The sequence below is a fragment of the Pseudomonas sp. AGC41 genome (assembly GCF_057334555.1).
The window spans coordinates 1-1,224 of the sequence record NZ_JBHFJB010000124.1; the positions used below are offsets into that span (position 1 = coordinate 1).

Genomic DNA, 1,224 nt, shown 5'->3' on the forward strand with positions numbered 1-1,224 from the left:
GCGCAGCAGTCGCCGCATTTCAAGTCAGAAACCTGGGGTCGCTGCGCAACCCAGCGGGAGCAAGCTCCCTCGCCACGGGAATTGGTCAGTCAGGCGGCCTGTCGCAGTTCTGACGGGTTAAGCGGATCAGCGCTTCGCGGATCCTGCGGCCCATACACCGCCGCTGGCTCCGGAAACAGCCCGAGCAACAGCAGGTACACCACCGACGCCAGGCCCAGGGTGACCGGCAGGCTTATGTCGATGCCACCTGCCAGTTCGCCCAACGGCCCGACGAACTGTCCCGGCAGGTTGACGAAGCACAGCCCCACCAGCGCGCTGGGAATCCAAGCGCCCAGGCCGCGCCAGTTCCAGCCATGGCTGAACCAGTAGCGCCCGCCGGTTTCGCCTCGGGTGAACACTTGCAGGTCGTCCGGGCAGTAGAAGCCACGGCGCACCAGCAGGCCGATGATCATGATCACCATCCAGGGAGTGGTGCAGGTGATGATCAGCACGGCGAAGGTCGAGACGCTCTGCACCAGGTTCGCGGCGAAGCGCCCGATGAAGATGAAGGCGATCGACAGCACGCCGATCAGCAGCGTCGCCTTGACCCGCGACAGTAGCCGAGGGAACACGCTGGACATGTCCAGCCCGGTGCCGTACAGCGAGGTGGTGCCGGTGGACATGCCGCCGATGACCGCGATCAGGCACACCGGCAGAAAGAACCAGCCCGGCGAGACCGCCAGCAGGCCGCCCACGTAGTTATTGGCGGCGATGTAGTCCGGCGCCTTGATCGCGACGATGGTCGCAGTGGCAAGGCCGAACAGGAACGGGATCAGCGTCGCCAATTGCGCGGCGATGACCGCCAGCATGATGCGCGGCTTGGGCGTGTTGCGCGGGATGTAGCGCGACCAGTCGCCGAGGAACGCGCCGAAGGAAATCGGGTTGCTCATGGCCACCAGCGCCGCGCCGATGAAGGCGGCGTAGAAGCCCGGCTGGCCGAGGCTGACCGTGCCGGCGAACTGGCTGTCGAAGCTCGGCGCGAAGGCGAAGATGCCCAGCAGGAACAACAGGCTGGCGGCCCACACGGCGATGCGGTTGACCCACAACATGAAACGAAAGCCGTAGATGCACACCGTTAATACCAGCAGGGCAAACAGGCCGTAGGCCAGGCCCAGGCTCAGGTCGGTTTCCGGTACGCCGACCAGTCGCTTGGCGCCGCCGATCAGCGCGTCGCCCGAACTCCAC

1 protein-coding gene is annotated in these 1,224 nt (G+C 65.8%); it reads right to left on the minus strand.

The genetic code is table 11. The features are described 5' to 3' along the window. Positions 1–89: 89 nt before the first annotated feature. On the minus strand, positions 90–1,224 hold a 1,135-nt coding region (locus ACE04F_RS21275; RefSeq protein ID WP_486109773.1), incomplete at its 5' end, for a purine-cytosine permease family protein.